The sequence below is a fragment of the Companilactobacillus tucceti DSM 20183 genome, from assembly GCF_001434665.1.
Taxonomy (GTDB): domain Bacteria; phylum Bacillota; class Bacilli; order Lactobacillales; family Lactobacillaceae; genus Companilactobacillus; species Companilactobacillus tucceti.
This window is the reverse complement of the sequence record NZ_AZDG01000018.1, coordinates 26,073-50,681: the sequence shown is the minus strand read 5'-3', so window position 1 is coordinate 50,681 and position 24,609 is coordinate 26,073. Positions and strand designations below refer to the sequence as shown.

The 24,609-nt window shown below is 33.7% G+C and carries 20 protein-coding genes; 8 read left to right on the top strand and 12 right to left on the bottom strand.

What is annotated here, in order from left to right:
• Positions 1 to 871 precede the first annotated feature (871 nt).
• The gene (locus FC72_RS08270; protein WP_057766668.1) at positions 872 to 2,380 is read left to right on the top strand and encodes an ArnT family glycosyltransferase; all 1,509 of its coding nucleotides are present in this window, start codon (positions 872 to 874) and stop codon (positions 2,378 to 2,380) included.
• 64 nt (positions 2,381 to 2,444) lie between these two features.
• Here the strand turns inward: FC72_RS08270 and cydC are convergent, their stop codons facing one another.
• From cydC to thiD, 6 genes are all read right to left on the bottom strand, one after another.
• Complete coding sequence (gene cydC / locus FC72_RS08265; RefSeq protein ID WP_057766666.1) at positions 2,445 to 4,175, bottom strand: thiol reductant ABC exporter subunit CydC; 1,731 nt, start codon at positions 4,173 to 4,175, stop codon at positions 2,445 to 2,447.
• Complete coding sequence (gene cydD / locus FC72_RS08260) at positions 4,172 to 5,911, bottom strand: thiol reductant ABC exporter subunit CydD (RefSeq protein WP_057766664.1); 1,740 nt, start codon at positions 5,909 to 5,911, stop codon at positions 4,172 to 4,174. The genes cydC and cydD overlap by 4 nt, the downstream gene beginning before the upstream one ends.
• A gap of 1 nt (position 5,912) precedes the next feature.
• Complete coding sequence (gene cydB / locus FC72_RS08255; RefSeq protein WP_057766661.1) at positions 5,913 to 6,926, bottom strand: cytochrome d ubiquinol oxidase subunit II; 1,014 nt, start codon at positions 6,924 to 6,926, stop codon at positions 5,913 to 5,915.
• The gene (locus FC72_RS08250; RefSeq protein WP_057766659.1) at positions 6,923 to 8,365 is read right to left on the bottom strand and encodes a cytochrome ubiquinol oxidase subunit I; all 1,443 of its coding nucleotides are present in this window, start codon (positions 8,363 to 8,365) and stop codon (positions 6,923 to 6,925) included. Before FC72_RS08250 ends, cydB begins: the two co-directional genes overlap by 4 nt.
• A 176-nt stretch (positions 8,366 to 8,541) precedes the next feature.
• A complete protein-coding gene (locus FC72_RS08245; protein ID WP_057766657.1) occupies positions 8,542 to 9,549 on the bottom strand; it encodes a hypothetical protein in 1,008 nt (335 codons plus the stop codon).
• Positions 9,550 to 9,577: 28 nt separating this feature from the next.
• The gene (thiD, locus tag FC72_RS08240; RefSeq protein WP_057766655.1) at positions 9,578 to 10,384 is read right to left on the bottom strand and encodes a bifunctional hydroxymethylpyrimidine kinase/phosphomethylpyrimidine kinase; all 807 of its coding nucleotides are present in this window, start codon (positions 10,382 to 10,384) and stop codon (positions 9,578 to 9,580) included.
• A gap of 144 nt (positions 10,385 to 10,528) precedes the next feature.
• Here thiD and FC72_RS08235 point away from each other — a divergent pair, with 144 nt between their 5' ends.
• From FC72_RS08235 to FC72_RS08215, 5 genes are all read left to right on the top strand, one after another.
• The gene (locus tag FC72_RS08235) at positions 10,529 to 11,287 is read left to right on the top strand and encodes a MerR family transcriptional regulator (protein ID WP_057766653.1); all 759 of its coding nucleotides are present in this window, start codon (positions 10,529 to 10,531) and stop codon (positions 11,285 to 11,287) included.
• A 110-nt stretch (positions 11,288 to 11,397) separates the two neighbouring features.
• Positions 11,398 to 12,777 carry a DUF3329 domain-containing protein gene (locus tag FC72_RS08230; protein WP_057766652.1) on the top strand — a complete coding sequence of 460 codons (1,380 nt, stop codon included), beginning with the start codon at positions 11,398 to 11,400 and terminating at the stop codon, positions 12,775 to 12,777.
• Between the two features lie 99 nt (positions 12,778 to 12,876).
• Positions 12,877 to 13,644: a pyrroline-5-carboxylate reductase gene (gene proC, locus FC72_RS08225; protein ID WP_057766650.1), complete on the top strand. Its 768-nt coding sequence runs from the start codon at positions 12,877 to 12,879 to the stop codon at positions 13,642 to 13,644.
• 140 nt (positions 13,645 to 13,784) lie between these two features.
• Positions 13,785 to 14,375: an ECF transporter S component gene (locus FC72_RS08220; protein ID WP_057766648.1), complete on the top strand. Its 591-nt coding sequence runs from the start codon at positions 13,785 to 13,787 to the stop codon at positions 14,373 to 14,375.
• Positions 14,376 to 14,389: 14 nt separating this feature from the next.
• A complete protein-coding gene (locus FC72_RS08215) occupies positions 14,390 to 15,055 on the top strand; it encodes a type 1 glutamine amidotransferase (RefSeq protein WP_057766646.1) in 666 nt (221 codons plus the stop codon).
• A 193-nt stretch (positions 15,056 to 15,248) separates the two neighbouring features.
• On the opposite strand, the gene FC72_RS08210 is transcribed toward FC72_RS08215, so the two are convergent.
• The 4 genes from FC72_RS08210 to FC72_RS08195 all read right to left on the bottom strand — a co-directional run bounded on the left by FC72_RS08210 (position 15,249) and on the right by FC72_RS08195 (position 20,357).
• Complete coding sequence (locus tag FC72_RS08210; RefSeq protein ID WP_057766644.1) at positions 15,249 to 16,103, bottom strand: DUF3737 family protein; 855 nt, start codon at positions 16,101 to 16,103, stop codon at positions 15,249 to 15,251.
• A 22-nt stretch (positions 16,104 to 16,125) separates the two neighbouring features.
• Complete coding sequence (locus tag FC72_RS08205) at positions 16,126 to 17,913, bottom strand: ABC transporter ATP-binding protein (RefSeq protein WP_057766642.1); 1,788 nt, start codon at positions 17,911 to 17,913, stop codon at positions 16,126 to 16,128.
• Positions 17,906 to 19,666, bottom strand: coding sequence for an ABC transporter ATP-binding protein (locus FC72_RS08200; protein ID WP_057766640.1), 1,761 nt, complete (start codon positions 19,664 to 19,666; stop codon positions 17,906 to 17,908). The genes FC72_RS08205 and FC72_RS08200 overlap by 8 nt, the downstream gene beginning before the upstream one ends.
• 352 nt (positions 19,667 to 20,018) lie before the next feature.
• Positions 20,019 to 20,357: a winged helix-turn-helix transcriptional regulator gene (locus FC72_RS08195; protein WP_057766638.1), complete on the bottom strand. Its 339-nt coding sequence runs from the start codon at positions 20,355 to 20,357 to the stop codon at positions 20,019 to 20,021.
• 100 nt (positions 20,358 to 20,457) lie between these two features.
• Here FC72_RS08195 and FC72_RS08190 point away from each other — a divergent pair, with 100 nt between their 5' ends.
• A complete protein-coding gene (locus tag FC72_RS08190; RefSeq protein ID WP_057766636.1) occupies positions 20,458 to 21,042 on the top strand; it encodes an NAD(P)H-dependent oxidoreductase in 585 nt (194 codons plus the stop codon).
• A 120-nt stretch (positions 21,043 to 21,162) separates the two neighbouring features.
• Here FC72_RS08190 and FC72_RS08185 read toward each other — a convergent pair whose 3' ends face one another.
• Both FC72_RS08185 and FC72_RS08180 read right to left on the bottom strand, forming a co-directional pair.
• A complete protein-coding gene (locus FC72_RS08185; RefSeq protein ID WP_235805166.1) occupies positions 21,163 to 22,269 on the bottom strand; it encodes a lactate oxidase in 1,107 nt (368 codons plus the stop codon).
• 273 nt (positions 22,270 to 22,542) lie between these two features.
• Positions 22,543 to 23,214: a type 1 glutamine amidotransferase gene (locus FC72_RS08180; RefSeq protein WP_057766633.1), complete on the bottom strand. Its 672-nt coding sequence runs from the start codon at positions 23,212 to 23,214 to the stop codon at positions 22,543 to 22,545.
• A 57-nt stretch (positions 23,215 to 23,271) separates the two neighbouring features.
• On the opposite strand from FC72_RS08180, the gene FC72_RS08175 reads away from it, so the two are divergent.
• Entirely contained in the window at positions 23,272 to 24,588 is a 1,317-nt protein-coding gene (locus tag FC72_RS08175) for a C1 family peptidase (protein ID WP_057766631.1), read from the top strand.
• Positions 24,589 to 24,609 lie beyond the last annotated feature (21 nt).

Below are 24,609 nucleotides of genomic sequence, written 5' to 3'. Positions count from 1 at the left end.
CAGCGATGTTCTTTTGTTTTGTCCAAAAAAGATACAAAAAAACTGGTATTGATTTTAATCATCAATACCAGAAAGTGTAGAACCAAAAAGTCCCACTAGCGTTATAACGCTAGTGGGACTTTTTTAGCCTAAACGTGCAACAAAAAGCTGCAACCTCCACATAGCTACGAACCACAAATGATTGATAGTGCCAATCATTCGTGTCTCTAGGCTATGCTCCGGTGGCAAACCGCCTTTTGTCACACTCCCTTTTAGTGGTTATTTTTTATTTATATTATCAAAGAAAGCCTTCTTCATTTTCTGAGTTTTCTTTGCAATTTGGGTGCGTTCTTTGATAATTAAATAAATTGTCACACTTAAAAGTAAAACGAACGACAAAGGATCCAGTAAAATACTGTCAGAATAGAGTAAATTAAACCAGAACATAACGAAGATAAATAAACCAGTAAGATAAAAATAATCCCACTTTAGCATATTGACCACATCCAGTATTTTGATTTTTGGATATGATAGATCGAAGTAACTTTTAAGGCAAAGAAAAGATTTTAATTATTTCAAAAACAATAGTCGTAATATTTCTTTATTTATTAAAAATAAATAAAGTAGAAATTAGTTTTTTAAAAAACAAAATCCAAGTAAAAAAAGAATTTCTTTGGAATATAGTACAAAAACTCAAAAACTTTTAGTAAAATGGAAAAGTTAATATAAGAAAATGAGGGTGAATGTTATTTTTAAGGGGAAGGGTTATATTCAGATTATTAGAAAAAATTTGCCAATGTTTATAATTGTACTGTTAATGATAGTTTTTGGTTTCTTTCTAATGTTTGACTTAGGTCGTATACCTGGGTTGTACATAGATGAGACTAACTATATGAATGAGGTTATAAGTAAAGTAAGCTTTGGTACGGATATTCATGGTCTTAGACATCCAATTTATTTTGCAAGTGTCTGGGGACAAGGACAATCGGTATTATATGCGTGGATCGTAGCGCCATTTATTAAATTATTTGGATTTTCAATTTATTTATTTAGAGCTCCCATGGCAATACTAAGTATTTTAACTATTTTAGGAATTATCTTTTCAATTTATTTCAGTTCTAAGGATAAATTTTTGGCAGTATGTGTTGCTGTTTCTTTAGTTACTACTCCATGGTTATTCATATCTAGTAGATGGGTTTTAGATGCCAATATTTCGCCTATTTTTGTGATGTTAGGGTTAGTTTTCATGTACGAATCTATGATTCGATCATCCAAACGTAGTCGATATATCTGGCTAGTTTTTTCTGCAATTTTCTTGGCACTGTCTGCTTATGGTTACGTTGCTTCTTGGATGTATTTACCATTTTTAGTAGTAGCTTTAATTATCGCAAGTATTTTAAAAAAGTGGTTTTCTATACAGGAAATGCTAATTTGGAGTTTGATAATTTTCGTAATCGCACTTCCATTAGTGGTGTTTGCATATAGAGTTAATATTCAACATATTAATAAGTTTTCTAAATTTTTATTTTTTGATTTTCCATATTTACAAGCTAATAGGGTCAGTTCATTAATTAGTTTTAAAGGATCAATTTTAGGTAATATTAGAGTAAATGTTAATTCAGGGATAAAACAAGTTATTTTTGGAACGGATAGTCTTCCTCAAAATAGTGTTGCTCCATATGGTGCTATTTTTCCGTTTATGCTAGTTTTTACTTTTATAGGTTTGCTGGCAAGAAAATCATTCTTTAATGACAATATGAGAAATTTTCATACCATCGTTTTAATTTCACTTTTTTCATTTGTGCCTGGAATGTTGGTTATAAAACCTAACTATAATCATTGGAACTTCCTTTGGCTTCCATTGGCTATTTTGACAGGTTATGGTCTTTATTTATCATTTCAAAGAATTAATAAAATTAGCTGGAGTATCTTCTTAGCTGTACCAGTTGTAATATTCTGGTTCTTTATATTTAATTTTTATTTTGGATTTAATAATCAAGAGAATCGTTTTAATAATTCAAATGGTTCAATAGCTGAAACTCAAGTAATTGATCATGAGATGACTAAAAACTATAAGCATAATAAATTGTACATTGAGAGTCTACCGGAGACGTTCAATATCTTTAGGCTATCTAAAAAGCCGATAAGTGACTCACAGTACTTGCTTATGGAGAATAAAGCAATGAGATCTAGTGGCAGCATTGTTCCTGCCCCTAGCACCTCGTATGGCTATTTGAGAGATGTGGAGAATGTATCTCATGCATCAAAAGGTGACTTAGCCATGATTTATGAAGATGATTTGAATAATCAAGGTTATAGAATTTCTAATAGTCATGAATGGCATGTTATTGCCAATTCAGAATTTAATCACCGTAAAGTGAAGATTTTCCAAAAAGAATAAAATAAAAGCAGGCACTTCAATTTGAAGTGCCTGTTTTTATTTTATCGTGTATTTAAAAATGATTTTATAATCCTTGATCCATCCTATATAGCTCTTGGAAATGCTCATTATTTTTATATAGCTCTTTAGGTGAACCTTGCATTTCAATTTTTTCATCATTCATAAAGATAACGTGATCAACATATTTAATACCTTGAAGGTGATGTGTTACCCAAATGATGGTTTTATCTTGAAGAACATCAAAGAATGTATCTAATAAGTTATTCTCGGTGATAGGATCTAATCCAACGGTGGGTTCATCCAATAAAACAATTGGGGCATCTTGAAGTAATATTCTGGCTAATGCAATACGTTCTTGTTCACCACCAGAAAATCTAGCTCCATTTTCACCTACGTTTGTATTGTACTTGTCTGGAAGTGATTCAATTAAATCCTTCAAACCAACACGTTCAATTGCTTCAATGACGTCAGCGTCTGAGCGATCTTCATTACCTAAACGCACATTATTGATCACAGAAGTATTGAATAAAAACGGATTTTGGTTGAGAACTGAGAAAATTTTATCACGATTCTTTTGGATTTTTTGGATATCCATATTATTGATTTTTATTTGACCAGACTGGGGTATTAAATCACCCAAGATCAATTGTAAAATTGTAGTTTTACCAATACCACTTGGTCCAAGAAGCGCTAGCTTTTCACCACGTTTGATATTTTGAGTGAAATGCTTTATCAAAATAGGAGAATCACTGCTATATTCAAAGTTAATATCATTTAGTTCTAATGACTTAAAGTCGTCAGGTGATAATTCAACTTGTTCTGGAAGATTATTTTCAACGGGTTGAATTTTGTTTAATCTCTCAATTGAATCACGGTATTGTGGCCATTCTTCAAAACCTTGACTGACTGGAATTAAGGTATCTGATAGTGGGAATAAACTTAGGACAACAGCGGCAACAAAGTTTGCCTGTTCTTGATTGTCCGTCATAGTTAAGTTAGTAAAAATCAAAAAGCAAATAGCGATTGCAGCAAAGATAAGTTGCAAAATAAAATCACGATTACGACGAAATGATTTAGATTTATCTTTTGATTTATTTAGTTCTGATACATCATGAGCAGATAAATTTTTGAAGTCTTTGAAACGTCCAGAAATGATCCAGTCATCAACACCCAATATGTTATCAGTTAATTTAGTATACAAAGAACTCTTTAACTGCTTTTGATTTTCCTTACGATTTTTTTCAATTGCTACTGATACAAAAGGCATTACTACAACTTCTATTACTAACAATAAAAATACAAAAATACCAAATGCTGGAGTATAAATTCCTAGGGCTAAAGATCCTAGAAGTGTTAGCAAGTAGGCGATGACAGTAGGAAAAACGGTTCGTAGATAGAGATTTTGCAGGTGATTAATATCTTCTGCCAATAATCCCATAATGTCCCCAGTTTTATGGTGTTCATTAAAGAAAGAAGCGTCACTTTCTAGAGTCTTATATAATCTGGTTCTTAAATTCGATGTGACTTTTAAGACCCAGTTATGACTTTTAAGACGTTCAATATATTTGAAAGTTGGACGTCCAATACCAAATGCCCGGGTTAAAAGAATAGGGACGTAAATAAGCAGAATATTAACCGGATGAGTTGCGGCTTTATCAATAGTATAACCAGATGTAAACATTAAAGCCGCGGCACAAAATGAAGTTAATAGTCCTAAAAGTAAAACAGTTATTAATAATCCCTTGTATTTTTTGATGTACGGTTTGACCCAAGTGTCATGTTTGAAAACTTTCATATTTGATCACCCCGCATATTATTTATTAGTTGGCTAAAAGCACCGTTATGATCGTAAAGCTTATCAGGAGTACCCTGTTCAACTATTTTCCCATTATCCATAACGATGACATAATCCATTTCTTTGATCCAATGTAATCTATGAGTAGCAAAAATAACCAGATGATCTTGGAATAGTTCTTCCATTGGCTTTTTAAGTGCATATTCAGTTTCAATATCTAGGTGAGCTGTTGGTTCATCAAATATCAAGATACGACGTTCATTAGCGAGAAATGCTCTAGCAATCATAATACGTTGTTGTTGGCCTCCAGAAATTCCACGACCTCCTTCACCAATAACAGTTTCATAACCATTTTGTAAAGTTGAGATAAAGTCAGATAGCCCAGCTTTTTGTGCTGCTGATTCGATTTCTTCTTTAGTTGCATCTGGTTTGTAGAAAGCTATATTTTCAGCAATACTTCCAGAAAATAGGTAAGGTGACTGTGGTAGAAATGCCAGCTCATCTTGCCAATTACGTTGTTTAAGTGAATTTATCGACTGATAATTGACTTTTATTTCTGCTTTATCAGGGTTTAAGAAACCACCCAAAGTTCTTATTAAAGTAGTCTTTCCAGAACCTGATTTACCTATAACGCCGATATGCTGATAACCATGCAATTTGATGCTTTTAATATCCAAGCTAGAATCATTATTATTTTGACCATCAGGATAGTTAAAGACCAAATTCTTAACTTCTAGTTCTGAATTGTTATCCCAAGTTATTTTTTTCAGATCATTACTTGATTGATCTTGTTTGTCTTTTTCTAGAATAGAAAAAACTGAACTTAAAGCATTTTTTCCATCTAGAGTTGCGTGATAATCACTCGAAAAGTCTCTTAGAGGAAGGAAGTATTCCGGTGCTAGGATCAAATTTACTAGTGCGGGGAATAAAGGTAAACTACCATTAATTAGTCCTAAGCCCAAGAAGACAGCTAAAATGGCAATTCCTAAGGTTGTCAGCCAATCTAAAGCAAATGTAGATAGAATGGCTATACGTAAAGTATTCATCGTACGACGGCGATATTCGTCGCTGACGGTATAAATATTTCTTGAATATCTTTTACTTAAACCAAGCATCTTTAATGTAGGCAATCCTCTTAATGCATCTAAGAAATGATTAGATAGAATCGTGTATTGATGATACTGTGCATCAGCTTTTGACTGAGCAGCTAACCCCAAAATAATCATAAATAAGATAACAAGAGGAACAATGATGGTTAAAGTTATTCCTGAAGCAATATTTTGTGTGTAAATGTATATCAGTAAAACTGGTGGAATAAATGTCATATTCATCAGTTTTGTAAAAATCAGTTTAAAGTAATTTTCAATTAAGTCGATACCATCTAGAGAAGCGGTAACGATATTACCGGTACCCTTTTCTGATAGAAGTGAAGGACCAACGTTGTAGACCTGATCTAATAGTTTAGAACGAATTTCTTCTGATGTGTTACTTGCGTAATTTTCGACGATTTTATTGTTAATTAAGTTTAGTAAATGTCTCAGAATAAAAGCTATCGCAAAAAATGTCATTGGCATGATAATTGTCTGTAATGATTTTTGATTCCATGAATTTACTAACGCTTCTGCTAAATACTTACCTTGGAATAAAACAACAAATGCTTGCAAGAGAGTTAATCCTGCAAGCACAAGTAAGAGTTGTTTTGTTCCTGGTAAGCGAAATAATCGCTTATCAATCATATTAATATTTCACCGTATTACCCTTTGGATTTATTCTCTTTGTAAATAGAGTGTAAGACCAAATGAAGTAAATTGCTATGATAGGTACCAATACACAGGCGACAATCGTCATAATCGTCAATGTGTAATGTGAATTAGCTGCGGTTTTGATTAAAATACTGTGTGCTGGATTTGTAGCGATCATAACGCGTGGGAATAATCCATTGAATAATAGGACAATAACCATACTTAGTGATAATCCACTACCAGCGAAACTCCATCCTTCATGGTTCTTAAGTACTCCATAGTAACCTAGGAGTGAGAATAAAACGATAAGAACTGTAATGATCAATGATGAAGCAAATCTCTTAGTAAAGAAGTCTGTTTGGAAGAATACCAAAATAGCAAAGACAACTTCACCTGCAAAAAGAATTGGGTAAACAATTTTGTTTAAAGCATGTGCACGATCACGAAGTGGTCCATCTAGTCTTAATCTGATGAAGTTTAATCCGTGAACTAGTGAAAGTAGAACACCAGCAACGCCACCAACTAGTGAAAGCCAGTTAACAACGTCAAAGAATTTAGGAAAGGCATCTCCGTTAGCGTTCATTGGAATACCTTGAACCATACTTAAAAGCATCATACATAGTAAGAATGGTGGTAAAACACTACCGATAAAGAATGCCCAAAGCCAGATGTTTTTTCCGGTCTTTGTTTCAGCATGTTTAGTAAATTCAAAGGAAACACCACGTATAATAAGTCCAACAAGAACTAATAGTAATACGTAGTAATAACCTGAGAATAGTGATGCATACCAGAGTGGTAGTGAAGCAAACATGGCACCACCAGCTGTAACAAGCCATGTTTCATTACCATCCCAGTGTGGACCAATGGATGCCATTAAGGCTTCTCTTTCGTCTAAGTCGTGGGCAATTAATCTAGTTGCCATACCGACACCGAAATCGAATCCTTCAAGGAATAGAAAAATCGCAAACAGAAGTCCGATTATTAGAAACCACAATATACTGAGTGTCATTTTTCAAAGGCCTCCTTTGCAAATGGGTCAACATTTTGTATTGAATCTTTTTCTTCAAAGTATGGTCCGTGGTGAAGGGTTCTTCTGCTGTACCAAACCATCACACCACCGAGCAATGTGAATAATAAGAAGTAAAGGATATTACTGAATAATAGACTGGCGACGGTAGATGTAGGGGATACAGCTTGGGCAATCGTGAATAGTCCGTAAACGATCCAAGGATAACGTCCAAATTCTGTAATAAACCAACCAGCTGAATTACCAATAAATGGAACCCAGATACAGATGCCTAAGACAACTAACATCCACTTGTGATTTTCGATAGTATCTTTGTTCTTACGTGAGAAGATCAAACCGACAAGTGAAACTAGCATTATAAGTGCGTCAATACCTGTCATAACTCTAAAGCTCCAAAATAGAGTCTTAGGTGGTACGTAGTAATCCATATCCTTGCCAAATTGTTTGTCATATTTAGCATGAAGTTCCTTATTGATTTCGTTCATACCTTTAACAGATCCACTTGTTTTGTGATATGCCAAGATACTCAATACCTTAGGAATTTCGACTGCATTTGAAGATTTATGATTCTTAGCATCAATTGATTCAACTACAGTCCAAGGAGCTGGATCTTTAGTTGTGTTATAAATACCTTCAGTTGCAGCAAATTTCATAGGTTGATCTTTGATAATTTGTTGTGTTTGAAGATCACCAGCGCCTGCGGATAAAATAGCGAAAATCAAACTTGCCCATAATCCAAAGCGAAGTGATTTTTTGAAGAAATGATTTTCATCTTTCTTCTTTCTAAGAAGTCCCCAGGCACTCATACCTGTAATAACAACGGCAGCTGTCATAAATGCAGCTAAAATAACGTGTGGAAATACTTTCCAAAGTTGTGGATTAGTTATAACGGCTCCAAAGTCCGTTAATTGAATTCTGCCTGTTGTGTTATTGATCTTGAAACCTGTTGGATGTTGCATGAAACTGTTAGCAGCCAAAATCCAAATAGCTGACAACATAGTACCAATAGAAGTCATCCAAATCATAAAAGCATGAACACCTGGCTTGAAACGATCCCAAGTGAACATCCAAATACCAATAAATACGGATTCAATGAAGAATGCTAATAAAGCTTCAATAGCTAATGGAGCACCGAAAACATCTCCCATGAATCTAGAGTACTCGGACCAATTCATACCGAATTGGAATTCTTGAATAATACCAGTAACAATACCTACGGCAAAACTTAATAGGAAGATCTTTCCCCAGAATTTTGCCATATCTAAATATACTTTGTCTTTTTTAACAGCGTAAATAGTTTCCATTATGGCAACGAGAAATCCCATTCCTATTGAAAACGGTACAAAGAAGAAATGGAAAACAGTTGTCATCGCAAACTGAAAACGTGCTAAAGAGACAATACTTAAACCAACACTTAGCATGGTAAATAGCCTCCTTAATAACTTATTAGAAATCCCTATATCTACGTTTATCATATGATTAATTAGGGTATTAATCAACACAAGACATTTGTTCATAATTTTATTTTTTTGTAAAAAAAATATCTCAAAAATCATAGGATTTTTGAGATATAAAGATAAAATAATTTCACATTTTGTTAACGTTTACTACGACGTTTTGATGGATCAAAGTTACCTAAATTGTAAGGACTGTTGTTACTTGGGCCTTGGAACTGATTTTCTTGTTGACGTTGACCCTGTTGATCTTGTGAATTAGGTTGATTAAAAGAATCATTAAATTGATTGTTATTTAATTGATTATTGGACTGGTTATTTGGAAATTGGTTTTGCCGACTTTGATAAGAATTATTTACAGAATTTGGTTGAAACCCTTGATTCTGGTTCATTCTGTTATTCGGTCTTGAATTAGACTGGTAATTATTTGGAAATTGATTTTGTGGAAATTGTCTTTGGTTAGACTGACTTGGATATGGACCAAATTTTTGATTTTGGTTCATATTATTTTGATTCATATTATTAGAATATGGATTACTTTGAGTTGGTTGACCATAACCAAAATTGTTATTTTGAGGATATGTTTGATTCATATTTGGTGCTTGATTAGGTTGTTGATATTGATTTGGATATTGTTGATATCCATTTCCATTATTAGGATATTGGTTAAATTGATTAGCTTGATTATTCTGATTTGGATATTGATTGATTTGGTTATTCGTTTGTCCGTAGTTATACTGATCATTTTGATTCATTTCTTCATCTTCTTGATCATCATCAGGTATTGGATGTAGTACTAAATCGGCAATACTGATAATCAAAACGATTGCTCCAATAGCGATTCCTACCCATGCCCAGATGATTAAGAAGTGAGTACCTGGGATGTTAGCGTTGAATAGCCCCATTAGTCCACCTAATATCAAGATGATAAAGCTTACTATATCTGGAACAACACTGTATGTTCGATTAGTTAAAATGTAAATAGCAGCGGCAATGATATAAGTTATAGCCATCAAAATGCCAGCAGCTCCTCCAATATCACCGGTACCGACTAGAGCAGCAATAAAGTTTTCAAATCCTGATCTAACCATTAAAATAATTGACAAAATGAGTAGTAGAATACCGACAGATATTTTAGTAATTCTTACCATAAATAGATCTCCTCTTTCCTCATTTCAATTATAGTTCATCATGAATGAAATGATTAATGGGACCAAATTTATGACCTACGTCTATTTCATTTTTGATAGCTCTATAAGTGAATGTTTTTGAAGTTCTGATGGCGTCTTCCATGCTTTCACCCTTGGCAATTTCAGCTACGATACTTGATGATAAAGTATCGCCGGTTCCATTTACATGATCTGTTTTAATGTAAGGTTCAGAAATCCAGAATGATTGACCATCTTCTAATAATACAAAGTCTTCAACTGATTCTATTGAGTCATCTGCGTGTTCACCTTTGATCAAAATGTTTTTAGGACCTAAGGTTCTTAATTTGTGTGCAGCTTGAACAATTTCTTCTTTAGTATTTAGTTCTAATCCAGATAGCTTTTTCGCTTCATAAAAGTTTGGTGTGATCAAATCTGCAAGTGGGAACAATTCGTCTATTAGAGTTTGATAAGCATCTTCTTCAAGAAGCATGGCACCATGTTTTGTGATAATAACTGGATCAAGGACAAAAGTTCCAAAGGATCCATCTTTTATTTCTTCAGCAATGGTATGAATTATCTCTGAATCAGATAACATTCCAGTTTTAAATGCTGAAACTTTAAAGTCATCTTTGATGTCTTTTATTTGGCTCTTAATAAAACTGGTAGGCATGTTGATACTATCGTGAATGCCATAAGAATTACCGGCTACTGCGGCAGTTAAGACAGACATACCATAAACACCACGAGCCATGAATGTTTTCAAATCGGCTTGAGCACCGGCACTACCATCAGAGTCAGATCCTGCAATTGTTAATACTTGAGTAAATTCATTCATTTTTTTCACCAACCTATTAAATACCTTTTGTTGTTAATATTAACGTAAATCTTCTAATTTGAGGATAAAAAGCATCAAATTTTACAAAATAACTTGACCTTGACGTTGCGTCAATCTTTATTATGAATTTTGTTAGGAGGAGTTATGGAATATACAGTTAAGCAACTAGCTGATTTATCAGGCGTTAGCGCACGTACATTACGATATTATGATCAGATCGATTTACTTAAACCAAGTTATATGACTGATAAAAGGTACCGAATCTATAAAGAGGAACAAGTGGATCGACTTCAACAAATTTTATTCTTTCGCTCGCTTGATTTTTCGTTAACAAAGATAAAACAAGTAATGGATAGTAAAAACTATTCCGAACTGGAAGCCTTAGAGCAGCAACAAAAGTTGTTACTTATTCAAAAGAATCATCTCGATTCACTTCTAACAAATATTCAAAAAACTATTGAGCATTACAAAGGAGAAAAAATTATGACAGATTCTGAAAAATTTGCTGCCTTCAAAGAAAACGCAATAAAAGATAACGAGAAAAAATACGGTGACGAGATCCGTAAAAACTATGGTGTAGAGACGGTTTATCAAGCCAACAAAAAATATAGAAACTTAACAAAAGAACAGTTTACTAAAATGAATAATATCGAAAAACAATTGATAGATGATTTGAATATATTGAGTGAAAACCCTGAACTAGACTCAGAGTTGTCTCAAAAAATCTATCTCGAACATAAAGAATGGCTAGAGTATTCATGGCCTAATTACAGCAAAAAGGCACATAGAGAATTGGTACAAATGTATGTGAATGATGGACGATTTGCCAAATACTATGATGATAAAGCTGGAAAGCCAGTTACAGAATTGTTGAAAAAAGTAGTCGAGCATTTCACAGAATAAGCTTAAAAATTATTTCAATATAGTTAAATAATTTAAAAATCTCATAAAAATTTCCTGGGTTCATGATATATTTATTCTATCCTTGCGTAAATAAGGGGGATACAAAACGCATGAATTCAAGTAATAAACGTAAATATATACTGCCAGGGTTACTATATGTAGCGACTTTTGCAGTTGTATTTATACTAAATCATTTTTCATTGTTAACTGCAGATGATTTTATTTACCACTTTTTCTATGATGGTCCATCTGTCACAGAACATACGAGACCATTTCATAGTATATTTGATATCTTCGCTTCACAATATAATCATTATTTTATGTGGAATGGACGTATACTAGCTCATAGTTTTGTACAAATTATGATGCAGTTTCCAAAAGGTGTCTTTGATGTTGTTAATACATTCGTCTTTTTAGGATTACTAATTTTAATTAAACAAATAGTACAGACATTGACTAAAGAAAAATTGCCAATTTTTCTAGAGTTCTTGATAGCAATTGCACTATGGTTCTTTTTACCACTACCAGGAACAACGATTTATTGGATCTCTGGTGCGGGAAACTATCTTTGGATGAGTATTTTCTATCTTAGTTTCATGTTATTTGGTCTTAAAAATTTAGAGAAAAATAATTCTGCTTGGATAATTATTGGAGCAATCGTCTTAGGATTCTTAGCTGGAACAAGTAGTGAAAATAGTGGACCTAGTGTTGTAATAATGTTGGTATTGTTTGGAGCATACTATTTAAGAAGCTTCAAAAAAATCAAGATTTGGCATATTTTAGGAATTATTTTTAGTATGTTAGGAAGCCTACTGATTATACTTTCACCTGCGTCACAAGGTAGAGGTGACAAGAATACAATATTGTTATTGATGATTAAATTCATTGATATTTTGAAATTAATTAAGCATAATTCTATGCCGTTGATGATTACTTTTGCAGTAGTCGTTATCTTAGCCTTGATCGTTAAAGTCTTGGACAAAAAGGATTATATGAATTTAGCTATTCTATTTATTGGATTCTTAGCATCGTTGTTCTCATTGATGCTTTCTCCAGTAGGTCCTTTAGAAGTTATATCGGGTTCTTATCGAGCATTCTTTGGACCATATGTCTTTATGATCATTATGATGGCATACATGCTTTATAGAGTTTATCAACGCAGTAATGTATTTAAATTGAACAGTGTTAAGTGGGTCATAACGGCGTTGTCTTTGATTGTTTTTGCAGTTAGTTTTTCTAGAGCATATTCTGACATTCATTCTGATTATGCAATTCAAACTAATAATGTTAAAAAAATCGAGTCTGCAAAAGCTGATGGTAAGAAAGAAGTTACGATCAAAATTCTTCCTAACTTTGAAAACGCTGGAAAGACTAATCAATATAATTCTATTAATTACACAGCCAATACATTAGAAGATCCAGGTTCCTGGATGAATGTCTGGATGGCTAAATATTATGGTATTAAGAGTATTAGTGGAACATTCAAGTAAAGTCGCCTATTGGCGGCTTTTTTTATATCAAAATATGAATTTGTATTTATTTGTTAATCATTTAAAATAAGGATAATGAATAAAAAAGGAGACTTGAATATGATTGGTTTTATCGGTGCAGGTAGTATAGGCGGAGCAGTTATAACCGGATTAGTAAAAAATGGTTATGATGAAAATGAAATTATCGTCAAGGGTGGTAAATCATCTCGTACAAAAGATTTAAGAGATCAATTAGGATTTAAAATTGTTTCTAAGATCAAACAGTTAGCTGATACTGATGTTATCTTTATTGGTGTTGGTGCTAATGCCTTGGACAGTGTGTTAAAAGAATTAAAAGATATTGTTGATGGCAAGCTTGTAGTGGCCTTTACGGGTACAGGTACCGTAGCTCATCTAAAGCAAGTTTTAGGATATGACAAAGTGGCACATGCAATTCCTAATACTCCTGTAAAAGTGGGCGCTGGATTTACTGGTATAACTTATTCAGATAAATTTACTCCAGAGGATAAGAAAAAAGTTGCTTCTATTTTGGGATATACTGGTCAATTAGTTGAAGTTCCAAGTGAACAATTAGGTATATTAGGTACTGTTGCTGGATGCAGCCCTGCCTTTTTGGATTTGTTTATTGAAGCTCTTAGTGATGCTGGTGTAAAACATGGACTAAGTAGAGAATTAGCTTATGATGCTGCCATTGGTATGGCTATTGGTGCTAGCAAGTTAGCTAAACAATCAGATCTAAATCCATCAGCTTTAAAAGATGAGGTTACATCTCCAGGTGGTTCAACTATCAAAGGTGTTGCCGCATTGGAAGAAAACGGATTCCGTAACGCCGTTATAAAAGCTGTTGATGCAGCTGAAGGTGAATAAAAAAGTCTTTAGTTCACGTAATTTTTTTACGCTGAACCAAAGGCTTTTTTTGTTTTAAAATAAGGGATAAAGATTAAATTTTGATATGTTTTGTATAATAATATAGAATTAAAGAAATAAATTTGAGGGGTTTATAGTAAATGCAAAGAAGAAAAGCCTATCGCATTGCTATTTTAGGTATCTTGATGGCGATTATTTTTGTTCAATCACTGGTGCCTTTTTTGGGATTCATCCCAACAGGATTCATAAATATAACGATTATTCATATAACGGTTATCGTAGCTGCAATTGTACTTGGTCCAAAGTATGGGTCAATTGTCGGTCTTGTTTGGGGACTGGGAACGATGATACGTGCCTTCACCAGTCCAACTTCCATAATTGATACTATGGTATTTACTAATCCAATAGTTGCCATTTTACCAAGAATTATAGTTGGTATTGTTGCTGGTTATGTTTATCTGGCCTTAAAAAAGCATTTTAAAAATAAATTAGTTGCTATGGGAATATCTGCAGCGGCAGGATCATTAACTAATACTGTTCTTGTTTTAGGATTAATGCGCGTTATGTATGCTAGTGTTTTGTCACAAGCATATGCGACACAAACTGATTTACTTAATAAACTGTTATTGATCATTGTTGGAACAAATGGTGTACCCGAAATGATTGCCGCAATCATTATTGCTCCGGCCATCTCAACAGCTATATTAAAAGCTAATAAATTTTTAGATTAAAGAGGCTTGTATCAATGAGGATCAATGTTTTGCAACATACACCTAATGAGGGTCCAGGAGCTATTAAAGACTGGGCACATTTACATGGATATGATATTTATGTTTATCATCCTTATGCATTTGGAATTTTGCCTAGTGTTGAAGAAACCGATATGCTGGTTATTTTAGGTGGTCCAATGAGTCCTAATGATGATTTAGATTGGATAAAGTCTGAAAGGGCACTTATAAAACAGTTGCTTGATAAAAATATCCCAATGTTTGGGGCATGTTATGGAGCTCAACAAATTACTAAAACGATGGGTTATTCCGTTGAAAAATCGCCAGTTAAAGAAGTTGGATGGGCACCTGTTTATTTGCAAACGCATGATATTCCCGAGATACCAAATAAGTTGATGGCTTTACATTGGCATGAAGAGATGTTTGAGATTCCTAAAGAGGCCAAACTGCTATTTTCAAGTGATTTGTTGAAGAATCAGGGATTTGTAATGAATCATCGTGTTATTGGCTTACAATTCCATTTTGAGCCTCAAACGGATGATGTGAAAGAAATTGCAATTAACGATGGAAGTTATACGGAAAATTCTGATTTAAAGCAAACACCTAACGAGATTATGGATTATCCGGTTCCAGAAGAAAATAAGATCATTATTTTTAAATTGTTAGATTATATAACTGAATAAAAATAAGAGTGCAGCAAAAGGCGTTTTGCCACCGGAGCATAGCCTAGGGACCACGAATGATTGGCACCATCAATCATTCATGGTTCGTAGCTATGTGGAGGTTGCAGCCTTTTGCTGCACGTTTAGGATATAAAATTTTAGAAATGAAGAATGAGGCTGTGACATACGTCACGGCCTCATTCTTCTATAGCGTTTATTTAACTAATTTTTTTGTTGTAATATTTGTTTTATTTGGATCAATCTCGGGATCATCGAAAATAATATTATCGACGGATTTTACTTTGATCGTTCCACTGATTGGATTTTTGATACTCATTACGTTTGTTGTAATTTCTGCGTCAATATTTGAACAGTACTCAAAAGCTAAATCGGTTCTCAATACTTTGCAGTTTATCATCTTTAGATTGTCTAGATAACAAAGACCTTGTTCGCTTTCAATTGTGCAATTTACTAAAGTAAGATTTTTAGTATTCCAAGCTAGATACTCACCACTAATTTTTGAATCATAAATAGTAACATTCTCACAATTCCAAAAGGCGTCTTTTGATACGAATGTTGAATTATGAACTTCAATATTTTTAGCACCGTCAAAGACATAATTACCTACGACGTTAATGTTTTCAGCATAAATATTTTCACTGTTCATTCCAAAATAGTTGCCGTTGATTTGAACGTTATTTAAATTTATATCTTTACAACTCCACATGGTTTCCTCTGCATCTGAGAAGTGGACGTTTTCTAGTTTAATTTGACTTGCTCGTCTGAATAATTTGGGAGCTTGGAGAGCGGAATTTGTAATTTCGATATTATCTGTATACCAAATTCCTGAACGTGACATTGTTTCAAAAATTGAATCATCAACGGTGATATTTTTTGAATACCATAGTGGATACTTCCATTTAAATACTACGTTGTTTAAGTCTAAGTCATGTGTTTCCTTTAGAGGTGATTCACCTTCACCAAAAGTTGTGTCATTTATTTGGGCGTCATGTTCCTTAAATAAAGGACGTTCGCCATCAAAATAATCTTCATTAATTAATTTTTTCATTTTTCCACCTATTCCTTTTTATTTAATTCATAGACTGAAGTTCATAAAGCTCTGAATAAAGTCCGCCAGCTTTTAGTAGCTCGTCATGTGTACCTCTTTCGGCTATACGTCCGTGACTAAGCACCAAAATCTGGTCGGCATCTTGAACCGTGGATAATCTATGAGCAATGGCAATAGTTGTACGGTCACTTCTCATTTTGGATAGTCCGCGAGTGATACTTTGTTCTGTTTGAGGGTCGATATTTGCCGTCGCTTCGTCCAAAATCAATATTTTAGGATTTCTAACTATAGTTCTGGCAAATGATATTAATTGACGTTGACCTGTCGAAAAACTACTTCCACGTTCGCTTACTTTTGCATGATACTTATTTGGAAGTTTTTCAATAAATTCATTAGCGTCCACAAATTCGGCCGCCCTTTGAACTTGTTGATCGGAGATATCGTCATCGTACATTCTGATATTTTTAGCAATATCACCATAAAATAAGTATGGTTCTTGAATTACTAATCCAATTTTTTTCCTAAGTTCATTAGTGGAGTAATCGCGTATGTCATGGTCGTCGATCAATATTTGACCTTCTCCAAACTCATAAAAGCGCAACAATATATTTATAATTGAACTTTTACCGCTACCAGTATGGCCAACTAATGCTAAGGTTTGACCAGGCTTAACTGTAAAAGAAATGTCCTTTAAAATGGGTTCGTCTGGTAGATAGCCAAAGGTCACATGTCGAAATTCTATTTTTCCTAGTTCTATTTTTGAAGAACTGTGTTCATTTTGAATAGGGGTAGTTGTTGAATTATCAAATAATTTCATAATTCTATATCCGGCTACCATCCCATCTTGAAAATATGACATGTAATTCATTACATTCGACAAAGGATTGAAGAAGTTTTGCTGATAAGAAATAAAAGCATAAATTACACCAGCTGCAACGATCGTGTGGGTACTTTCCAGTCCAAATCCACCAAGGGAAATAACTTCTGACAATGTGAACATAAGTGTAATAGTTGGATAAAGTAAAAATGAGTTTACATTGATCATTTTATTTCTCTGATTGAAATACTGATTATTTTTATTTTCAAATTCAGAGATCATTCTTTTTTGCTGACCAAATTGCTGGATGATACTAATGCCCATAAGAGATTCATTGAGTTTAGTATTGATTTGGCTCAAATACTCACGTAAACGTTGATATATTTTGGAACTAAGATGTTGATATAACCAAACTAGTAAATATAAGGCGATTACGAATAGGGCAGTCGCTATAGCTAAAGTCACATTTACTGATAGCATTGCAATAAATGCTGAAATCATCGAAAATGATGCAATTAAAATCATTAAAAACAGAGTCCAGAAATCATATAGGGTTTTAGTATCATTAGTAACTCTTGAAACAATCGAACCGGCAGGAGTTTTATCGAAGTAATCCATTCCTAAAGTATGCAATTTACGAAATAACTGGCTGCGAATTCTTTCTAGAGTTCTTTCAGCTCCCATAGAGAAAGCAAAGTTTTGGATGAATTGCACTATGGCTTTGATTATGGTTCCAATAAAATAAACTAAAGCGAATCCTACAATGATTTGGATACCAGTATTTTGATGAACTAAATAGTGATCCATATAGTATTGCAAAAGTCTTGGCAGGATTATATTTATAATACTTAAGCTAATGGCAAAAATTATTGCCGTAGTAAACTGACGTTTAAAAGCCCATGCAAATCCTAATAATCGCTTTAAGATGTTTCTTTGCTGTTTTTTGGAGAGGGCATGAATATCGTTGATCGTTTCTTTTTCATTTTTACTCACGATTATTCAGCCTCCCTTCAATTTCAGCATTTTTGGCTTGAAGATTGAAAGTATCATAATACCAACCTTTATTTGCCAATAATTCTTGATGTGTTCCATGTTCAATGATTGTTCCATTGTCGACTACTAAAATCTGATCGGCATATTCAACGGAACTCAAACGGCTTGCAGCAATAATAGTGGTTCCGTTACGTCTGTTCTCGGCAATTCGCTCTTCAATATTTCGTTCAGTCTTAGAATCAACCGCAGAAAGTGAATCATCTAAAATCAATAATCCAGGATCACTTAAAATCGCTCTGGCAATTGCTAGTCTTTGCTTTTGACCACCGGATAGTGAAACACCTAGCTCACCAACAAAAGTGTCGTATCCTTTTTCCATATCTTTAATATCATTGTCCAAATCAGCGACATGAGCAGCTTTTTCCACTTGTTCTTGAGTGGCATCTATATTGGCGAACCTAATATTGTCACGAATGTCAGTTGAAAATAAAAAGTTGGTTTGAGGAACATATCCAATAGTGTCTAAATAATTATCCAGTTTGAAATCTCGAATGTCGTGATCATCTACCGTTATTTGACCGTTATAATGGTCAAAATCTCTCATTAATAAACTAATAATTGTGGACTTTCCACCACCAGTAGGACCGACAATCCCCATTGTTTGGCCTTCTTTTAATTCAAAGCTAACCTTGCTTAAGGCTGTGGCTTTATCGTCAGGATAATGGAACTTTTTGATTTCAAAATCCAATGTACCCTTTGGAGAAACTGTAACTTCATGTCTAGGCGCAACAAGGGATGATTTTTCACCAAGTAACTCGGTAATTCGGTCGTAACTTGCAGACCCTCTTTCGAGAATGTTAAATAAACTACCAATTGCAAACATTGGCCAAGTCAATTCAGCCATGTAGGTAATAAAAGAAACAAGTTCACCAATAGTTATTTGAGAATGAATAACAGCTAAACCACCCAAAATTATCGTAATAACGTATGAAATTCCCATGATAAGCGAAGTTAGAGGATCAAATAAAGCATCTAAACGATAAGATTTTTTGTTGGCTTTAATATTTTCATCAACATATTTATCAAAATCTTGTTCGTCTTGCTTTTCTTGACCTAACGCTTTTAATACTTTGACTCCAACGATACTTTCCTGAGTTTTATTGTTGATACTAGAAAATGCTGCTTGAGATTTCATAAAAGCATCATGGATCTTATTTCCCAATATATTAGCCATAACTGCTAATAGTATTAAAGGTAAGATTGCATAAAATGTTAATTTCCAATTAACGAACATCCCCATGGCAAAAATCATTGATAAGCCGGTTATGAGTGAATCGGCTAATGTCAAAACACCAGGACCAGCTACTTCTCTAACAGCGTCAATATCATTAGTAGCGTGAGCCATTAAATCACCGGTTCGCCATTTCTTATAGAAGGTAGTATCCATCTTCATAAAATGTCGAAATAGTCGGTTACGTAAGTCACGTTCTAAAACGTATGAACTACCAAAAATCATTTTTTGCCATACGAACCTTAAAAAGTATCCTAAAATAGCTACTAAAAGTAGTAAAAGTAAATTCATAATCAAAAAGTTAATAGTCATTGTTCTTTTACTAACCGCATCAACGATAATTCCGACAATACGCGGAGGTACCACATTGCACACGGCCACTAACAATAGAGCCAATACTCCTAGTGAATATTGTTTCCATCGATGCTTAAAGAACCAACCCAATCGAGAAAAAATCCCCATATTATTCCACCTGTTATTAATAATTTAATACGTTTTTAACTCTACACCTTGGAGTGCACTATAAGGCAACAATTAATTTTAAAAATAGTTTGATTTTATTTATGAAAGCAAAATCGTTTTCTTTCTTACATTTGGGTAGGGCGGAATTGAAGAAAAAATAAGAGTGGATAAATCCCTAGTAAATATGGAATTTATTCACTCTTATTTATTGTCCTTTGTAAAAGTAATCAAGTTTAAGAAAGAATCTAAAATTAGATTTCTACTCTAATTCGCCCTAATACTCGAAAACTTAGCATGATTTGTCATGCTATCACTTTTTTATTGTTTAAATAGAAATATTAGCTCAACAGATCTACTTCATTTGTTTCTCACCCCAAGTGCAGATCGTATCTAATACTGGAATTAGTGATTTGCCCAAATCAGTTAAGCCATATTCAACTTTTGGAGGTATTTGCGGATATTCCTTTCGATATATCAATCCTGAATGCTCCAAATCCTTGAGCGTATTAGTCAAACTCTTGAAAGAGATTGGACTTAACAATCTTTTCATCGCATTATATCTCAAGGGACTATGATTAAGTGAGATAGCGTATAACGCCTGCATTTTGTACTTTCCGCCAATCAAATTTAATGTATAGGAAAAGCCAGTGTCTTCTAAACGGTTCTCCTTAATATAGTCAATATCTTCCATTACACTCTCCTTTGGGTTAGTATCACACTTTATTTTGCGTACTTGCCGTCTTTCACATACTAACATAATATAGGCTCATAAATTAAAGGAGCATATGTTTATGAAAACAGTTATTTATACACATCCATATAACAGAAGTTTTAATCACGCCATTTTGCAAAACCTAACTGATTATTTTGATAGAACCAATCAAGATTATCAAGTAATTGACCTTTATCAAGATAACTTTAATCCACAATTTTCAGCTGCTGAACTTAAGATGTACAGTCGTGGTGATACCCCATATCAACTAGTCAAAACATATCAGAATCAGATTAAAGTATCTGATGAATTAATTTTTGTTACTCCAATTTGGTGGCACAATATACCAGCTGAATTGAAGGGCTTTTTCGATAAAGTTATGCTGAAAAATTTTGCTTATGAAGATCAACCTTGGCGAGGACTATTGACATACATTAAAAAAGCTACCGTTATAACGACATCTACAATCACCAAGGATTACTTAAAAAATCAATCCGGTGACCCAATTCAAGGTAATCTAATAAATCGGACTTTTGATGACTTAGGCATTAATCCTCAAAATACCAATTGGATTCATTTTGGAGAAGTCAATCTTACAACCGATGAAGTTCGTAAGAAATTCTTGAAAGATCTTCCTAAGTTATACGAAAACGGTCAAAATTAAATAATCCATTTACATACTAAAGATATAATAAAACGCCTATGTTAAATATTAATCTCACATAGACGTTTTTGATATATCTGATTATCAAATTTTAAAAACACCTACTGAATTATCAAAAATCTAGTCTAACAATTCAGCATTCTTAACATCATCAATTGTCTTAGTACCAGCAAGTTGCATAGTAATTGCAAGTTCCATGTTCAAATGTTCGATAACATCAGTGACACCTTGAGCACCACCTAAGTTCAATCCATAAATGATAGGACGACCTAATGCAACTAAATCAGCACCACTTGCTAGAGCTTTGAAAACATGTTCACCACGACGAACACCACTATCGAATACGATTGGCACACGTTTATCGACTACTTCAGCGATGTATGGAAGTAAGGCGAATGAAGCAGGGCCACCATCTAATTGACGACCACCGTGATTTGAAACCCAAATACCATCAGCACCAAATTGAATGGCTAATTCAGCATCGTCTGGTGATTGGATACCCTTAACAAAGACTGGAAGTCCTGACATATCTTTGATTTTTTGAATATCTGTAGGTACAATTCCTTGTTTAGCAGAAGCGTAAATTTCACCAATACCTTTACCTTCGCCATCGCCAGCTGAATAACCAGCTAAATTAGGCATTGGTAATGGGAATTGGAACTTGTTGATAACATCTGATTCACGATAACCACCAAGTGTTGAATCAACTGTCATAATGATTGCTTTAGCACCAGCTTTAACAGCTTTTTTAATTAAAAATTCGTTGAACTTATCATCTTTACTCATATACAATTGAAAAAACATTGGTGAGTCGGGAGCAGCAGCGGAGGCATCTTCAACAGACGTACTTGCGTATGTACTGATTGAGTAAATTGAACCGGCAGCAGCAACACCTTTAGCAGTATCAGTTTCCCCCTTAACATGAGCCAAGCCATGAGCTGCTGATGGGGCTTGAATAATCGGAGTCTTCAAATCAATATCCCATAACTTTGTACTCAGATCTGCATGATCGATTCCTTGTAAGACACGGGGCATGATTTCTTTGTCGTTAAAAGCTTCAGTATTTTCGTTAAGTGTCCACTCATCCTCAGCACCACCACGAATATAACCAAAAGCACCTTTTTCATTACTCATATGATCTTTAACGCGGTCTTCAAGACTAGCCAAATTTATAATATCAACATGATTCTCAGCCGTACTTGTTTCATACTTTTCTTTGTTCATCATTATTAGGAATCCCTTTCCGTTACTGTTTAATTGACTAACACGATCATTCTAACCTAAGTTTTTAAATATTGCTGAGATTTGTTTTGGTTTTATCAATTAGTTTTTAATATTCAATAAAATATGCTGCATAAACGTGGAATAAAACATAGCTTTTTCCGCTTAACCCAAATAGCGCCAGCAATCCAAATTCGGATTACTGGCGCTATTTGCTTTAATGCTCGAAAGCTGAGCACGTTTTGTCCCACTCTACTTATTTCTATTAGGTCAAAAATTTTAAGCTTTTTCAGCGACTCTTTCTTTGTGAGATTTAATGATTTTATCTGCAATTGCACGAGCAATATTTTCATTTTTTAAGATTGGACCATGAGAATAGCTTCCGATTACGTTTTTATAACGCATACCTTCAACTCCATCTTCAGGGTTATTTCCGTATCCTTCAATCATTTTTCCTAGTGGTTTTAACATTTCCTTGTTGTCGAAATATGTACGTCCACTATGATTTTCAAAGGCTTTAACATTGCCCCATTCAGTTTGGTATTCAGTGTCTCCAATCATACGACTATCTGCCTTAAATACAGTGTGGAAAGGTAGGATATCTAGGCATTGAATAGTCTCTCCACCACTTGTTTCGTAGAATTTACCTAAGAATTGATATCCACCACATATACAAAGCATTGGCTTATCTGCTTCAATATAATCAGTAATAGTTTCTTTATGTTTGGAAATATCTTTAGCAACAACGGATTGTTCAAAATCTTGTCCACCACCAAAAAATAAGAAATCATAATCAAAAGCATTGAAATCTTCATCTAAACTAACGTTATCTACTTGTGTATTGTAACCTTGTTCCTTTAAGAGAAATGATAGGATCTTAACGTCGCCACTATCTCCATATGTGTTCATTAGATCTTCGTATAAATAAGCAATTTTAATTGTTTCAGGCATAATTATCTCCAATGTGAATCTTAGTATTGTAATATATTTAAATATGAGGTGATTTAATTGACTAAAGAAATTAATAAGGAAATTTTAGCAGATTTCCGTAAGAACTTAAATCAAGATGCAACTAATAATGTTTTGAAAAACTCTGTTGCACAGGTAGGAATATTCAAGACTGCTCAAAATATTGAGGCCAAAAGTAAGTTAAATCCTACTTTTAATATTGAGGTCCCAACAGGAAAAGTTTCCAATCAAAAACGCTCTGGACGTTGTTGGTTATTTTCTGCACTTACAAATTTAAGAACTGAATTTGCAATGAAATATAATATGAAGGATTTTGAATTATCTCAAAATTATCTTTCATTTTGGGATCGCCTAGAAAAAGCTAATTACTTTTACCAAAATATTATAGAAACAGCTGATCTTCCGGTTAGTGATCGTAAAGTCAATTTACTCTTTACCTATCCTAACGGTGATGGAGGTCAATGGCAATATGCAGCTGATTTAATTAATAAATATGGGATTATACCAGCATATGCAATGCCAGAAACTAACGCTTCTGATAATACGTCTGAATTTAATGCTGTTTTGAAGAAAATGTTGCGTAAAAACGGTATTGAATTAAGACAGATGGTAACTGATAATTCTAAAGACATCGACAAACGAGTAGAGGAAATGTTATCAGAAGTTTATAAATTGTGTGTATATTCATTTGGTCAACCACCGGTTAAATTTGAATTATCACTCCGTAATGATGACGATAAAATGATTGAAGAATCGAGTATTACACCTAAAGAGTTTTTAAATAAATACTTTACTATGAAGCTTGATGATTATGTTAACATTATGAACTCACCACAAAAGAGTAAAGAATATAATCAAGTTTATACTATTGAAACCGACGGTAATATTGTTGGTGGAGTAACTGAGAAATACTTGAATTTGCCAATTGAAAGACTGGAAGAATTAAGTATTGAACAATTAAAAGCTAATGATACAGTTTGGTTTGGAAATGATGTTTTGAATCAATCACAAAGAAACCAAGGTTTACTTTTCGGTGACTTGTATCAATTTGATAAGTTGTTTGGAACAGATATGAAATTAGCTAAGGGTGATGCGCTAGATTACAGACAATCAGAAGTTTCTCATGCGATGGTTTTAACGGGCGTTAATTTGATTGACTCAAAACCTAATCGTTGGAAAGTTGAAAACTCCTGGGGTGAGGCCAATGGAGAAAAAGGATATTTTACAGCGGATAATGCTTGGTTTGAGGATAATATTTACGAAGTTGTTATTAATAAGAAGTTTTTAACTAAAGAAGAACTAGCAATATTCAATAGAGAACCTGTAGTCTTACCGGCTTGGGATGCTATGGCGTAGAAAAAAGTTCAATCATTTATT

Excerpts from the sequence above, each read along its gene's own strand:
- FC72_RS08190 (WP_057766636.1), top strand. The coding sequence starts at position 20,458 with ATGAAAACAGTTATTTATACACATCCATATAACAGAAGTTTTAATCAC.
- FC72_RS08195 (WP_057766638.1), bottom strand. The coding sequence starts at position 20,357 with ATGGAAGATATTGACTATATTAAGGAGAACCGTTTAGAAGACACTGGC.
- FC72_RS08210 (WP_057766644.1), bottom strand. The coding sequence starts at position 16,103 with ATGAAAAAATTAATTAATGAAGATTATTTTGATGGCGAACGTCCTTTA.
- FC72_RS08185 (WP_235805166.1), bottom strand. The coding sequence starts at position 22,269 with ATGATGAACAAAGAAAAGTATGAAACAAGTACGGCTGAGAATCATGTT.
- thiD (WP_057766655.1), bottom strand. The coding sequence starts at position 10,384 with ATGAATGAATTTACTCAAGTATTAACAATTGCAGGATCTGACTCTGAT.
- proC (WP_057766650.1), top strand. The coding sequence starts at position 12,877 with ATGATTGGTTTTATCGGTGCAGGTAGTATAGGCGGAGCAGTTATAACC.
- FC72_RS08220 (WP_057766648.1), top strand. The coding sequence starts at position 13,785 with ATGCAAAGAAGAAAAGCCTATCGCATTGCTATTTTAGGTATCTTGATG.
- FC72_RS08230 (WP_057766652.1), top strand. The coding sequence starts at position 11,398 with ATGAATTCAAGTAATAAACGTAAATATATACTGCCAGGGTTACTATAT.
- cydB (WP_057766661.1), bottom strand. The coding sequence starts at position 6,926 with ATGACACTCAGTATATTGTGGTTTCTAATAATCGGACTTCTGTTTGCG.
- cydC (WP_057766666.1), bottom strand. The coding sequence starts at position 4,175 with ATGAAAGTTTTCAAACATGACACTTGGGTCAAACCGTACATCAAAAAA.
- FC72_RS08180 (WP_057766633.1), bottom strand. The coding sequence starts at position 23,214 with ATGCCTGAAACAATTAAAATTGCTTATTTATACGAAGATCTAATGAAC.
- FC72_RS08200 (WP_057766640.1), bottom strand. The coding sequence starts at position 19,666 with ATGGGGATTTTTTCTCGATTGGGTTGGTTCTTTAAGCATCGATGGAAA.
- FC72_RS08235 (WP_057766653.1), top strand. The coding sequence starts at position 10,529 with ATGGAATATACAGTTAAGCAACTAGCTGATTTATCAGGCGTTAGCGCA.
- FC72_RS08270 (WP_057766668.1), top strand. The coding sequence starts at position 872 with ATGAATGAGGTTATAAGTAAAGTAAGCTTTGGTACGGATATTCATGGT.
- FC72_RS08215 (WP_057766646.1), top strand. The coding sequence starts at position 14,390 with ATGAGGATCAATGTTTTGCAACATACACCTAATGAGGGTCCAGGAGCT.
- FC72_RS08250 (WP_057766659.1), bottom strand. The coding sequence starts at position 8,365 with ATGCTAAGTGTTGGTTTAAGTATTGTCTCTTTAGCACGTTTTCAGTTT.
- FC72_RS08245 (WP_057766657.1), bottom strand. The coding sequence starts at position 9,549 with ATGGTAAGAATTACTAAAATATCTGTCGGTATTCTACTACTCATTTTG.
- cydD (WP_057766664.1), bottom strand. The coding sequence starts at position 5,911 with ATGATTGATAAGCGATTATTTCGCTTACCAGGAACAAAACAACTCTTA.